Genomic DNA, 14,421 nt, shown 5'->3' with positions numbered 1-14,421 from the left:
AATATTTAATGAATGTAAAATTTTATTAATTAATTTAAAAACTGAAAACTACTGTCTTTTAAGAAAGTGCTTCCAATAAAGTTGAGATTTCCATTTTTTCTTTTGAAACTGATATTCTTCCTGATCGTACAAATTGCATGATTCCAAAAGGTTTTAATTTTGCATATAAATCTTCAATTTCAGAGCGTTTACCTGATTTTGAAATCACAAAAAACTCTCTAGAAACTGTAACAATTTCTGATTTACTATCTTTAATGATGTTCTGTATTTGTCTTTCATCAAAAAGCAAACTAGATTCTATTTTGAAAATTGCACTTTCCAAAAAGATGGTTTCTTCATCAATATGATAAAATGCTTTTATAACTTCAATTTGTTTTTCTATTTGACCTACAATGTTATGTACCCACTTTTCGGTTGTATTTACGACAATTACAAATCTGGAAACATTTTCGATTTCAGACTCGGAAACATTTAGACTCAATATATTAATGTGGCGTTTCAAGAATATTCCTGATATTCTATTTAGCAAGCCAACATTATTTTCTGAATAAACAGAAATGGTGAACATTTTATTTTCCATTTTTTTTTGTTTAAAGTTTTTTCTGTTTAAAGTTTAAAATCGTTTAATGAATTTAATTTTCATTTTCAAACCACTTTAAACCTTAAACTTTAAACTAATTTAAGATAATCGAATATCTGAAACCGAAGCTCCTGTTGGTATCATCGGAAATACATTATTCTCTTTTTCTACCATTACTTCTAAAAAGTAAGAATCTTTAGAGGCCATCATTTCGGCAACAGCAGCATCTAGATCTTCTCTCTTTGTTACTTTTTTTGATTTAATGTAATATCCTTCAGCAATTGCTATAAAATTGGGATTTATCATTTCGGTAGAAGCGTATCGCTTGTCAAAGAATAATTGTTGCCATTGTCGAACCATTCCTAAAAATTCATTGTTCAAAACCACAATTTTTACAGGAACTTTGGTTTGAAAAATGGTTCCCAATTCCTGAATTGTCATTTGAAAACCACCATCACCAATAATGGCAACTACTTCTCGATCAGGCCTACCCATTTTGGCACCAATTGCTGCTGGTAAAGCAAAACCCATAGTTCCCAAACCTCCAGAAGTAATGTTACTTTTGGATGAATTAAATTTCGAATACCTACATGTAAACATTTGATGTTGACCCACATCCGAAACCATGATTGCATCACCATTTGAATGTTTATTGATCATTTCAATAGTTTCACCCATTGATATTCCGCGATTATTTGTCGGAGTTAACTCTTCATTGATAACAGCTTCTAATTCAATTTTGTATTTCTCTTTGAATTCATTGTGCCAAGCCTCGTGAGTTTTACTTTCAACAAGTGGAATCAAAGCTGTTAATGCTTCTTTAACATCGGCCAAAACAGCTACTGTAGTTTTAACATTTTTATCTATTTCGGCAGGATCAATTTCAAAGTGAATTACTTTGGCTTGTTTGGCATAAGTAGCTAAATTACCCGTAACACGATCGTCAAAACGCATTCCTAACGCAATCAATACATCGCACTCATTTGTCAAAACATTAGGTCCATAATTCCCGTGCATACCTAACATACCAACGTTTAAAGGATGTTCTGTTGGTAAAGCCGAAAGACCCAATATAGTCCAAGCAGCTGGAATTCCAGATTTTTCTATCAATGCTTTTAATTGTTCTTCGGCTTCACCAAGAATAATTCCCTGACCAAAAACGATATATGGTTTTTTTGCATTATTAATCAAATCAGCCGCTTCTGCAACTTTTTCAAGATTTAAAGTTGGCTTAGGTGTATAACTTCTAATGCTGGTACATTTTTCGTAACTAAAATCCATTTCATCAAATTGAGCATTTTTGGTGATATCAATCAATACCGGTCCTGGACGTCCTGATTTTGCAATAAAAAAAGCTTTTGCAATAATTGCAGGTATTTCATGAGCCTCAGTTACTTGATAATTCCATTTGGTTACTGGAGTTGAAATTCCAATAATATCGGTTTCTTGAAAAGCATCCGATCCTAATAAATGTTTACCAACTTGACCTGTTATACAAACCATTGGAGTAGAATCTATTTGAGCGTCTGCAATTCCTGTGACTAAATTGGTTGCCCCTGGTCCTGAAGTAGCAATTGCCACACCTACTTTTCCTGTAGCTCTTGCATACCCTTGTGCTGCATGTGTTGCACCTTGTTCGTGACGTACTAATACGTGATGCAATTGATCTTGAAATTTATATAATTCATCGTAAACCGGCATAATAGCACCACCTGGATATCCATAAACTATGTCTACCCCTTCGGCTAATAAGCATCTGATAACGGCTTCTGCTCCTGATATTCTATTATTTTTCATTTTTTATATTTTTAGCATTTGCAAATTTCTATTTTGCCATAGCTTTTGTACCTTATTTATCTGTAACACATCCTGTTGAAGCGCTTGAAACGGATCTTGCATATTTTAAAAGAACCCCTTTAGATGCCTTTAATACAGGTTGAACCCAATTGGCTTTTCTTTTAGCAAATTCTTCATCACTAATTTTCAAATTGATGGTATTCTTAACAGCATCAATAGTAATTAAGTCTCCATCTTCAACCAATGCTATTCCACCACCGTCGTAGGCTTCTGGTGTAACATGACCAACCACAAATCCATGTGAACCTCCAGAGAAACGACCATCTGTAATTAAGGCTACACTACTTCCTAAACCTGCCCCCATAATGGCAGAAGTTGGTTTTAACATTTCTGGCATTCCTGGACCGCCCTTTGGACCACAATAACGAATAACCACAACATCCCCAGGCTTAACTAAACCACTTTGAATTCCAGGAATAACCGTAAATTCACTTTCAAAAACTACTGCAGTACCTTCAAAATACTCTCCTTCTTTTCCACTTATTTTAGCCACACACCCTTCTGAGGCTAAGTTTCCGTATAAAATCTGAATATTTCCAGTCGATTTTAGTGCTTTTTGAATTTCATGGATTACTTCTTGTCCTTCTTTTAAATCAGGAACCGTTTCTAAATTCTCCGCTACAGTTTTCCCAGTTACAGTCAAACAATCTCCATGAATAAATCCTTCTTTTAATAAATATTTCATAACAGCTGGAACACCTCCAACAGCATGCAAATCTTCCATCATGTATTTACCACTTGGTTTTAAGTCAGCCAATACTGGTGTTTTGTCACTAATAGCTTGAAAATCTGCTAAAGTTATTTCGATATCTACCGAGTGAGCCATAGCAATTAAATGCATTACTGCATTTGTTGAACCTCCCAAAACTGCAACGATTGTAATTGCATTTTCAAAAGCTTCACGAGTCATTATGTCTCTTGGTTTAATATCTTTTTCCAATAATATTCTGATTGCTTTTCCAGCATCAACACATTCTTGTTTTTTATCTTCACTTAAAGCAGGATTTGAAGAACTGTATGGCAAACTCATTCCTAAAGCTTCAATAGCCGATGCCATAGTATTAGCTGTATACATTCCACCACACGCACCAGGACCTGGACAAGAGTTTTTGATAACTCCTTTAAAATCTTCGTCAGAAATAGTTTTTTGAAATTTTTTACCTAGTGCTTCAAAAGCAGATACAATATTCAAGTGTTCTCCTTTCCATCTACCAGAATTAATGGTTCCTCCATACACCATTAATGCTGGACGATTTACTCTACCCATAGCAATCAATGCTCCTGGCATATTCTTATCACAACCCGGAACAGCAATTAACCCATCGTACCATTGTGCTCCCATTACTGTTTCAATAGAATCAGCAATCACATCTCTAGAAACAAGGGAAAAACGCATTCCTTCGGTACCATTTGAAATACCATCACTAACACCAATCGTATTAAATATCAAACCAACAAGATCAGCATCCCAGACCCCTTTTTTGACATCTTTGGCAAGTTCATTTAAGTGCATATTACAAGTATTCCCTTCATACCCCATACTCACTATTCCAATTTGCGCTTTATTAAGATCCTCCTCTGTCAAACCAATCCCGTACAACATTGCTTGAGCAGCTGGTTGTGTGATATCTTGTGTAATTGTCTTGCTGTATTTATTTAATTCCATTGTATTTTATTTTGTGTATTTTATTATTTTTCTAAAAAAAAACCTCCCAAATTATGGGAGGTTTTAAATATGTTTTCACTTATATCTATACCAATCCCTTTTCATATGTGATAATCACAATGACACTTACGACAAAAAGGATATTGATAATATGTTTCATTTTTCTTGTTTTTAACTCTGCAAAAGTATAAAAAACAAATCCAATAAAAAAACATTTTATCAACAATCCAAATGTTTTTAGTGATATAATGCAATATTTTATGATTTTTATTATCTAAACAATAGTTGATTGTCCAATTTGAACATTATCGTTTTTAAAATACAAATCATCTTTACTTAATATGACGTTCGAAATAAAATCCCCTACATCATTTGTTCCAAAACGTGAACCAGGGTTCAAATCTATCGTAACTACTTTATATTCTATTGCTTTCTCAACAGCTTCATATACTTTCTTTGCTTCTTTATCCAAACCGAAATGTTCTAACAATAGAGCTGCCGATAAAATTGAAGCGATTGGATTGGCTATATTCTTACCTTTCGCCTGTGGATATGATCCATGGATAGGTTCAAAAAGCGCATTATTTTCTCCAATAGAAGCCGAAGCCATTAAACCGATAGATCCCATAATTGCACAAGCTTCATCTGACAAAATATCACCAAATAAATTTTCAGTCAAAATAACATCATACTGTTTAGGGTCCGTGATTATTTGCATTGCAACATTATCAATATATTGACATTCTAATGTTACATCTGGGTATTGAAGAGCAATTTTTTTAACAATTTTTCTCCACAATCTAGAAGTCTCCAATACATTGGCTTTATCCACCAATGTCACTTTTTTTCTTCGCGTTTGCGCTGCCTTAAATGCCTGATGTGTAATTCTATTTATTTCATTTTCAGAATACTCACATACATCTGAAGCAAAAGTCCCTTCTTCATTTATTATTTTTTCGCCATAATAAGAACCGCCTGTAAGTTCTCTATAAATTACAAAATCTACATTTTCGATAACCTCTTTTTTGATAGGAGACGCATCCAAAAGATTTTTGAAAGGTTTTATAGGGCGAATATTAGCATAAAGACCTAATTCTTTTCTAAGTTTTAACAATCCTTGTTCTGGACGGATTTTAGCTTCTGGATTATTATCGTATTTTGGATTTCCAATAGCACCAAACAATACGGCATCAGTATTCAAACAAAGATTTAAAGTTTGCTCGGGTAATGGATTTCTTGTTTTTTCAATTGCAGTTGCACCGATTAGAGCATCTTCAAAAATAAATTCATGATCATAAGCAACACTAATAGCATACAACGCTTTTTTTGCTTGTAAGATAACCTCCGGTCCAATTCCATCCCCTGCAAGTACAGCTATTTTTAAGTTCATAATTATATATTTTAAAGAATTAAAACTAATGCAATTTAGTTCATATTAATTTTACTGGCTTCAATAATTTGATGAATATCAGTATCTAAAACTTCTTTTTTGATATCTGCGAATTTTAAAAATTCAACATAAACAATATCCAATTGTACTTTAGTAAGTTCATAACCTACTTTTTTGGCTCTATATGCCAAAGCCGCTCTTCCACTTCTAGCGGTAAGGATTATAGATGATTCATTTACCCCAACATCCAAAGGATCCATGATTTCGTAAGTAGCTCTATTTTTAATTACTCCATCTTGATGAATTCCAGAACTATGCGCAAATGCATTAGCCCCAACAATTGCTTTATTGGGCTGAACGAACATTCCCATACTTTCAGATACCAATCGACTCATTTCGTTCAATTGTTTAGTATTGATGTCCGTATATAAATTCAAATAAGGGTGTTGCTTAAAAACCATAACTACTTCTTCAAGTGCTGTATTTCCGGCTCTTTCTCCAATTCCATTTATTGTACATTCAATTTGTCTTGCGCCATTTATAGCTCCAGCAATAGAATTAGCAGTAGCCATACCTAAGTCATTGTGACAATGACATGAAATAATAACATTTTCAATTCCTTTTACGTTCTCTTTAAGGTATTTTATTTTAGCACCATATTCTTCTGGTAAGCAGTAACCCGTGGTGTCAGGAATATTAAGAACAGTTGCCCCCGATTTAATAACTTCTTCACAAACTTTGGCCAAAAAAGCATTTTCGGTTCTTCCAGCATCTTCTGCATAAAACTCAACATCCTCTACATATTTCTTTGCATGAGCAACAGCATGTTTGGCTCTTGCAATGACATCTTCACGCGTAGTCTGCAATTTGTGTATAATATGGGAATCAGAAGTTCCAATTCCAGTATGAATTCTAGGTTTAACAGCGTGTTTCAAAGCGGCTGCAGCAACATCTATATCATTTTCTACAGCTCTTGTAAGACCACAAACAGTAGCATTTTTAACAATTTTACATATCTCTGAAACAGATAAAAAATCACCTGGACTAGAAACAGGGAAACCAGCTTCAATAATATCTACACCCATCTCATCTAGTCGATTGGCAATAACTAGTTTTTGATTGGTGTCTAACTTACATCCTGGGACCTGTTCTCCGTCTCTTAATGTGGTGTCAAAAATTTGGACTTTCTCTCTATTCATTTTAATATATTTAATGTAATTTCACATCTTAAAACAAAAATAGTTTTCATTTACTTAAAACTAAACCTCTTTTGAGTAAATATACTACTTATAAAGCAAAAAATACCAACTTAACAATCTGTATATCAGAATATTAAATACTTTTATAATACAATGGCTAACCATCAAAAAGATTTTTTATTTGTTCTAATAAAATCCCTTTCCAAATCTGAAAAAAGACAATTTAAGATATTTGCAAGTCGACTGGAAACCAGTTCAAATACTAAGTTTATCGAATTGTTTAATATTTTAGACAAATCAGAAGTGTATGATGAAAAATTGATATTAAAGAATGGGTTGATTAAGAAAGTGCAATTATCAAATCTAAAATCATACTTATACAAACAAATTCTAGTTAGTATTCGATTGAACATTCCAAGTCAAAACATTCGATACCAACTAAGAGAACAAATCGACTTTGCCGCAATTCTATATAACAAAGGATTATACAAGCAAAGTTTAAAAATATTGGATAAAACCAAACAACAAGCCATTGAAAATGATGAAAAATACATGGCTTTTGAAATTGTTGAATTTGAAAAACTGATCGAGTCACAATACATCACCAGAAGTATCCAAGGAAGAGCTGATGAATTGGTAATTCAAGCCAAAGAATTAAATTATCGCAATACTATTTCTAGTAAATTATCTAATTTATCACTGCAATTGTATGGTATAATGCTAAAAACCGGATTTGTAAAAAGCGATGAAGAATACAAATACATTGATGATTATTTCAATAAACATATTGCCCATTTGGATCAATCTAAATTTGAATTTAGAGAAAAATATTGGTTTTATAATGCTAATTTATGGAGAAGTTTTTTGGTACAAGACTTTCTTTCCTGCTATAAATATGCCTATAAATGGGTAACTTTATTTTATGACAATAAAAATATGATTTTTCTAAATCCAGTTTTCTTTCTAAAAGGAAATCATTATTTATTAGAGTCTTTATTTATGCTGAAATACAAATCAAATTTTAAAAAATATTTAGAATTATTAGAAGAAACCATCAATGATCCTCGTTTTCCTGTAAATGACAACATTGCTTCCTTGTCTTTTCTATATTTATACAACAATAAGTTAAATTATCACATACTCGAAGGTACATTTGCCGAAAGCGAATATTTGGTTCCTGTTATATTAAACAAAATGAAAATTCACAGTGAGCACTTGGATGAACATCACGAAATGATGTTCTATTATAAAATTGCCTGTATCTATTTTGGAAATGAAAAATACCAAGAATGCATTGTTTATTTAGAAAAAATAATCAACAATAAAAATCTAACCATGCGTGAGGATTTAATGTGTTTTGCTAGACTATTATGCTTAATTGCACATTACGAGGTTGGAAACGATTACAACCTTGAAAATCAGCTTAAAAATACCTATAAATTTTTAATTAAGATGAATGATTTACATGAAGTACAAAAAGAAATCATTCGTTTCTTAAAGAATTTGAGTACTTTATATCCAAGTGATATCAAAAAAGAATTTATAAAAGCAAGAGAACGTTTTATCGAATTAGAAAAAAACACATACGAAAAGAGAGCATTCCTATATCTTGATATTATTGCTTGGTTGGAGAGTAAAATTGAAAACAGAAAAATAAGTGAAATAATCAGAGAGAAAGCTTTACTGAATAATAGATAATAAACTAACTTTTTATTTTAATCCAGATTTCTCTTTAAAAACCCACTATATCCGTATACTTACTCAATACCAAGACCTAGACTGTTTTTATTAAATAGTATTCCTTAATAACGAAGAATACTTCAGAATCTGGGATTAAAACAAATAAAAAAGGCTACCTGAACAAGTCAAGTAGCCTTTGATAACTAACTAACAAACTATTTTTAATTTTTAATTATTTTCAATGTAAAATTTGAACCATTTTCATCTTTTGCAGTAACAAAATAGATCCCTTTTACTAGTTCAGTAATATCAATAGCAGTATTTGATTCTATTGTCTTTGTAAGTTGTTTTACAATTCTGCCATTCAAATCATAAATGAAAAGATTTGAAACTACACCATTTATTTTAAATGAATCTATTACTGGATTTGGATATAAAGTGATTTTATTAGAACTAGCTTTAAAATCATTTGCTGACAAACTTACTTGTTTTAAATAAGTCGTTGTATTTGTAGGATCCCATTCGTACCAAACTTCTTTAGAAACATTAACAACATCTGCTGTTTTTGTTACCCCCAATGTTCCAGTAGAATTTCCGTCTCTAAACAACAAATTAATTGTAGAAACACCAGAAAAAGTATATTTAAACCATCCAGGATTTGCTCCATCTGCTGTCATTGCAACTGGAGCACTCCAATTTGCATCGATAATACTTCCTGCTGGAGTAGCTCCCCAAAAGTGAACTTTTGGCGATGGCCAATTTGGTGTAGAAGTTGGTGGTTTAAAATAAACTGAGAAAGTAGAAGTAGCAACAAATGTATACGTTTGTGAAGCTACTCCAGAGAACAATCCAGCAACATCTTTTGCAATAGCTTTAATAGTAGTATTTGTTGACACACTAATTGGTGCTGAATAAACTGAAGAATTTACAGTTGGAGTTGTTCCATCTGTTGTATAATAAATAACAGAACCTGCTTTATCATCAGTAGCCGCAATTGTAACTGATTGAGTTGTTCCTGCTACAAACGAACCTCCTACCGGAGAAATGGCTACTGTTGGAGCTACATTTATCGCAACTTTTGACCAAACTTTATATCCAGTTCCAGAAGCATTCTCAATCCAACCTGTACCAGTTGGTAATGTTGTTGTATTTCCTAGTCTAACTGCTACTTTACCATCAATTATTGCTAAATATTCTGATGTTGTTGCTGTTTGAATACTTACAGTACTTAAAGCATTTATTGCATTTGCTTTTCTAACCGCCATTAAAGCATTTATATCGTTTTCATGAGAAACGTACGTTCTTGTTACACCGTCTTTGCTATAAGTTCCTCCATAATAATGCGAAAAAAACACACATGGAATACCTGGATGCGTCATAATATAAGCATATCCTTTCATTACATTGGCATCAGCAATCCATTCTGTTTTGACGAAAGTATCATGATTATCAATAAATGTTACTGCTAGGTCTCCGTATCCCGTTTGACTAGATAAACCAGGAGTTCCAGCAAGTTTAGAATAATTCCCCAAAAGTGCACTACTCAAGTTATAATACAAAGGAAAATCAAAAGCTGTTGATTTTTTACTGGTTCCATCAACCCAATTTTTCACATTGGTTACATTTCCATCCCAATACTCACCTACAGAACCATGTGGTGCAGAATCAGTAGTGTAAGTTCCAACATAACTTGCTGAAAATCCTTTTACCATATCCCATCTCCAACTATCAAAACCTAAAGTTTTTAGTCTAGTTAAATATTCTTTTACTCCATTTTGAACTTGAATATCACGGTGATCTAAATCTCTTGCTCCATTAAAATCATCTCCTGTATCAGCAGTTCCGCAAGGTCGAACTCCAGTAATCACACCTGAATTGGCTTCATCGGTGCTTGTTATTGATTTACAATCCCATGTTGGATTTGTAAAGTCTGTCCAATTTGTTGTTCCCCCTCTATGATTCACAACAACATCTGCCATTGCATGAATTTTAGGGCTACTTGAATTTAAATTGGTTAATAAAGTTGTTAATTGACTTTCTGTACCATATACAGTTTGTGAAAAATTAAACAATTCTGTTGGAATATACCCCACTCCTCCTGAAGATTTACTTGGAGGCGGCATCCATAAAACTGTAATACCTGCTGCAGCATAACTACTTGCTCTAGCATTTAGAAAATTATATAGTCCACCTTCAGCGGTTACTGATGCTTGATTATGAACATCCCAACTGAATGCTTGCATCATAATATCATCTTTGAAAGTTTGAGCATTTGCTCCAAGACCTGAAAACATAATCAAGCACATCAAAAGTGCCTTTCTAATAAGTAATCTTTTATTCATAATTTGGGGTTGTTAATTATCGATGTAATAATTTAAGAAATTAGTAAATACAATTAAAATAAGTTAAAATTTAATCAAAAATCAATTTAAACAAACTTTAATTAATCATTCTTAAATTTAGTCCTCTAAATTATACATTTTAAAACAATAAAATCATCCACAAACAATTCACTTGGTTACGACAACGTAATAGTATGAATAACTTTTCCTGTTTTAACATTTATCCAGAAAGAAAAACCATAAAAAATTACAAGAAAAAAATTATAGAATTCAAAATTGAATCATAAAAAAAGTGATCCATTTGATCGCTTTAAACTGAAACAACAAGTCATTCTAACTTTTTTATATTAAAAAATTAATCGTCGTTTTCTTCATTTTTATTCTTTAATTCCTTGTTAATATAACTCCTAACTTTACCTTCATCATATTCTCCCCCTTCTTCACTACCGTTTTTATGGCATTTTACACAATTAGTAAAATTAGTTATTCCTTCTTCTAAATGTTCCTCACGAATAGAAGTAACAGAATGCTCATGACATCCAAAACAAGTGTATTCCTTTAAATTATTGGTTGTATGGCATACTTTACAATCTGTATTGTGATTTTCATCAAGTTGAAATGACAAGTTATGGTTAAAAGTCGATGGTTTCCATTTATTAAATCCATGGCAAGAAGTACAATTATCAGTAATCTTACTATGAAAATCATCATTTGGAATCTTATGACAGGAAATACATTTGTCTTTTGATGTTTTTTCAATCAATTCATGATTAAACCCAATTTTAGATTTCCAACCAATAGTTGAATGACAACCTACACAAGAATTGGAAACACGATTATGAAGTTCATTTTTGGGTTGAGAATGACAACTTACACATTTATTTCTATAAATTTCAGGCAACAACGAATGTTCAAATTTAATAGAAGATCTTATCATTTTTAAACCTTTATGATCTGAATGACAAGATATACAAGATTGATTTTCAATATTTTTATGGAACAAAATTTTATCATTATCCTTAATGAACTTTCCATTTTTATCTTTTTTCAAACCAATTTCCGAAGGTTTATGGCAAGAAATACACTTTTCATTTGGTGTACCCGAAAACACTTTATGACAGGCAAAACAATTATTTTCTAAATCTGAGTGAGCTTGATATAAATTGCCAGGCGACAACAATTCATGAGGAAACTTAATTGTAAATATGATAACAATCAATGTGATAATTATAAAAATAATTTTATTTTTCATCAGTTAAAAAGAATTACAGAAACGATGTGTATCAAGGATAACAACCCCAAGAAATAAGTAATCGGCAAATGTATTTTTCTCCATTTTTTCATGCTTTCTACTGCTGTTGCATCCCAAAAAATGGCTTTAGAAATTTCATCTTCTGACATTCCTGAATTTTCAAATGAGGATTTCCTAACCTTCATTGTTTTATTGGCTTGAGCCAAAAGATATTTACCAACTAATCCACTAGAGACATTAATCAACAACATTAATATTGCCAACCATGGCAAAATAGAATGAATATGAATACCTGCATGAACCAAAATCATTACTGATCCTGAAATAGCCAGATATTCATGCAAATCCAACAAAGCTTTTGGTGAACTAAATTGTATCATTTTTCTTTTTTTTAATGAATACAAGAAAGAAACCAAAATTGTAAAAGTACCTAAATACCCCAAATGTCTACCTATAAAAACAATATCAAAATAGTGAAGAATAATATCAATTAGTATTGCACTAAAAATCATTGCTGAAAACCAAGTTATAAAAGGCACTATATCTTTTAAAATGACACTATTTTTCATAATTTATTTTATAAACAAAAAACCCAAAATCGAAATCTTTATTACTAATATCTAATTTTGAGTCTTTTACAATATTTTATATTTTAAATTAATCGTTATCTTCTTTACCTTCTTCGATAGCTGTACTTTTTTCAGTCCCTACGCTATTTAATGTAGAAGCATTAGCTCTAATTTCGGTATGACGAATTTCTCCCCCTGAAGTCCCTACTTTTTGCGCCAAAAACAATCCAGCTGTAGCAATACCAAGTATTAAAAAAGACAGTAATTTTGCTTTTGCATTATTCTTAAAATTCAAATACAAACCAACGAGGGATAAACCTGCTAACACATAAAGAAGGATAGCTAATTTTTCGGCTAATTCTTCGTGTTCATGTATAATTTGCTTACCAATATTTGGCATATCTTCAACCAATTCCTCTGCTCCTTCACCTGTTCCCATGCTAAATGCTCCAAAAATAGCAGCAACTATAAACAATACATAAGAAGTATTTAGTAAGGTTTTATTTTTTAAAAGCAAACCAATAATTAAAATACCAAATCCGAAAATGGTTCCAATTATAGGAAAATGGTTCACTACCATGTGTAAATGTGCGTCGTTCATAATATTAAAATTTTAAAGTTTATTTTTAATTAAAAGTACAATTGTTATTTGCATTTCGTGTTACATTATTCACACCTAATCTACCCAGCTAGAGAGACTCCAATTAAGGTTCCAATTCCATAGGTGATTGCTGCAGCAGCCAGTCCAAATGCCACCTGTCTAAAGCCTGAAAACATAATGCTTTTACCCGTTAATAATGTAATGGCTGCTCCTATTCCAAAAAGACCGATAACACTACTACCAATACTCAAAAAAATGGCATTTTTCCCATCCAAAATCATAAATGGATAAAGAGGAATAATAGCACCAATAGCAAATAATATAAAAGATGCAATCGCTGCTTCCCAAGCAGAACCGCCCAATTCTTCTTTGTCAATTCCTAATTCCTCTGTTATAATTGCATCTATGGCTGTTTGAGGATTTTCGAATGCTTTATCGGCTAGTTTTTGAGCTTCCAAAACATTCATTCCCTTTGCTTGATACAGTAATACTAGTTCTTTTTTTTCTTCTTCGGGAGAAGCTTCGAGTTCTTCGGTTTCCAGTTCTATCTGACGTTGGTTCAATTCTCTTGAACTTTGCACAGACAACCATTCTCCCAAAGCCATTGAAATGGCACCAGCGAGTAACCCTGCAATTCCGGTTAACAAAATCGTATCATTTGAAACTGCTGCACCAGCTACACCCATCACCAAACTCATATTGGATACCAATCCATCATTGGAACCCAAAACCGCTGCTCTCAAGGCATTTCCACCAACGGATTTATGCCTACTTTCAAATTTGGACAACAAACCTCCAGAAACATTCAAAGCCGAATTATTGTTTACCGCTTCAATAATATTAAGGTGATTGTGTTCAAAACCAGTTGGTTTTTCCCCTTTCTCTATTTTATTTTTTAAAGTATTGATTGCAAATTGCTTTTCAATATTTGATAAGCTGCTTATAATTGAACTATATCCAAATAGTTTACCCAATTTTAATTGAAATTTTGCTTTGGAAGACGGCAATGGCATTTTGTATTTTGAGTCTAGTGTCAAAACTTTATTCAACATATGTATAGCATGCCCTTTTTCGATGGAAGCTAAACTTTGCAATACTTTGGTTAAATTTTCATCTTCCTGAATGGCTGCAATACTTTCATATAGGAAAGCAGTATCGACTTCAACTTGTAATTGCTCTTTGAGTTTCTTTAAATCCATAATTTATAAATTAAAACAGAACAATCAACTAATTTTCTGTTGAAGTAAAGGTACTTAAACTATAATTGCTATTAAAAAAGAAACGA

At 32.1% G+C, this 14,421-nt stretch carries 11 protein-coding genes; 1 reads left to right on the top strand and 10 read right to left on the bottom strand.

Features of this window, described 5'->3' with window-relative positions:
* Positions 1–58 precede the first annotated feature (58 nt).
* The 5 genes from ilvN to OYT91_RS04015 all read right to left on the bottom strand — a co-directional run bounded on the left by ilvN (position 59) and on the right by OYT91_RS04015 (position 6,692).
* Positions 59–580, bottom strand: a complete 522-nt coding sequence (gene ilvN / locus OYT91_RS04035) for an acetolactate synthase small subunit (protein ID WP_269222919.1) — start codon at positions 578–580, stop codon at positions 59–61.
* 99 nt (positions 581–679) lie between these two features.
* Positions 680–2,377, bottom strand: coding sequence for a biosynthetic-type acetolactate synthase large subunit (gene ilvB / locus OYT91_RS04030; protein WP_281239609.1), 1,698 nt, complete (start codon positions 2,375–2,377; stop codon positions 680–682).
* A 52-nt stretch (positions 2,378–2,429) separates the two neighbouring features.
* Complete coding sequence (gene ilvD / locus OYT91_RS04025) at positions 2,430–4,103, bottom strand: dihydroxy-acid dehydratase (protein ID WP_269222920.1); 1,674 nt, start codon at positions 4,101–4,103, stop codon at positions 2,430–2,432.
* 274 nt (positions 4,104–4,377) lie between these two features.
* Positions 4,378–5,493 (bottom strand): 3-isopropylmalate dehydrogenase, encoded by a 1,116-nt coding sequence (gene leuB, locus OYT91_RS04020; RefSeq protein WP_281239608.1) that lies wholly within the window; start codon positions 5,491–5,493, stop codon positions 4,378–4,380.
* A 35-nt stretch (positions 5,494–5,528) separates the two neighbouring features.
* Positions 5,529–6,692 carry a 2-isopropylmalate synthase gene (locus tag OYT91_RS04015; RefSeq protein WP_269222921.1) on the bottom strand — a complete coding sequence of 388 codons (1,164 nt, stop codon included), beginning with the start codon at positions 6,690–6,692 and terminating at the stop codon, positions 5,529–5,531.
* A 153-nt stretch (positions 6,693–6,845) separates the two neighbouring features.
* Here OYT91_RS04015 and OYT91_RS04010 point away from each other — a divergent pair, with 153 nt between their 5' ends.
* Complete coding sequence (locus OYT91_RS04010; RefSeq protein ID WP_269222922.1) at positions 6,846–8,390, top strand: hypothetical protein; 1,545 nt, start codon at positions 6,846–6,848, stop codon at positions 8,388–8,390.
* 203 nt (positions 8,391–8,593) lie between these two features.
* Here the strand turns inward: OYT91_RS04010 and OYT91_RS04005 are convergent, their stop codons facing one another.
* The 5 genes from OYT91_RS04005 to OYT91_RS03985 all read right to left on the bottom strand — a co-directional run bounded on the left by OYT91_RS04005 (position 8,594) and on the right by OYT91_RS03985 (position 14,335).
* Positions 8,594–10,714 carry a chitobiase/beta-hexosaminidase C-terminal domain-containing protein gene (locus OYT91_RS04005; protein ID WP_281239607.1) on the bottom strand — a complete coding sequence of 707 codons (2,121 nt, stop codon included), beginning with the start codon at positions 10,712–10,714 and terminating at the stop codon, positions 8,594–8,596.
* Positions 10,715–11,069: 355 nt separating this feature from the next.
* Positions 11,070–11,933, bottom strand: a complete 864-nt coding sequence (locus OYT91_RS04000) for a cytochrome c3 family protein (RefSeq protein WP_281239606.1) — start codon at positions 11,931–11,933, stop codon at positions 11,070–11,072.
* A 32-nt stretch (positions 11,934–11,965) separates the two neighbouring features.
* Positions 11,966–12,535, bottom strand: a complete 570-nt coding sequence (locus OYT91_RS03995) for a hypothetical protein (protein ID WP_281239605.1) — start codon at positions 12,533–12,535, stop codon at positions 11,966–11,968.
* A gap of 88 nt (positions 12,536–12,623) precedes the next feature.
* Positions 12,624–13,136, bottom strand: a complete 513-nt coding sequence (locus tag OYT91_RS03990) for a DUF2231 domain-containing protein (protein ID WP_281239604.1) — start codon at positions 13,134–13,136, stop codon at positions 12,624–12,626.
* A gap of 80 nt (positions 13,137–13,216) precedes the next feature.
* On the bottom strand, positions 13,217–14,335 hold the full coding sequence (locus tag OYT91_RS03985) for a VIT1/CCC1 transporter family protein (RefSeq protein ID WP_281239603.1): 1,119 nt from the start codon (positions 14,333–14,335) through the stop codon (positions 13,217–13,219).
* Between the last annotated feature and the right edge of the window lie 86 nt (positions 14,336–14,421).

The organism is Flavobacterium praedii, from assembly GCF_026810365.1.
GTDB classification, from domain to species: Bacteria; Bacteroidota; Bacteroidia; order Flavobacteriales; family Flavobacteriaceae; genus Flavobacterium; species Flavobacterium praedii.
Note: the sequence above shows the minus strand (reverse complement) of the source record. Positions and strands in the feature narration are given on the sequence as shown.